A 253-nucleotide genomic window follows, 5' to 3' on the forward strand; every position below is an offset into this window, starting at 1 on the left:
CAGTAGCGTAGGCGTGAATGAACAAATTATAGCGAATTACGTTAGACACCAGGGCGAAAAGGATTCTGGCCAACTCCGCATGGAGTTGTAACAGTAAGTACCCCGTGCATGCACGGGGGTATCTACTACACTAAATATCACATAGTTTGGGTGACTAAGTACCGTCGGAAAATCCTGAATCCTGGTATGTGCAGCTACCTACGAAAGATTATGCCAAAGTTACTGCGAAGTTTACCTGGCGTTGAGATCGAGA

General features: G+C 45.8%; 1 protein-coding gene. It reads left to right on the forward strand.

Going from position 1 to position 253, the window contains the following annotated elements; genetic code table 11:
- Positions 1 to 108: 108 nt before the first annotated feature.
- The coding region (locus AACW06_RS21155) for a transposase (RefSeq protein ID WP_443263879.1) at positions 109 to 253 on the forward strand (145 nt) is incomplete at its 3' end.

The sequence above is a fragment of the Vibrio sp. S12_S33 genome (genome assembly GCF_963889785.1).
GTDB classification, from domain to species: Bacteria; Pseudomonadota; Gammaproteobacteria; order Enterobacterales; family Vibrionaceae; genus Vibrio; species Vibrio aestuarianus.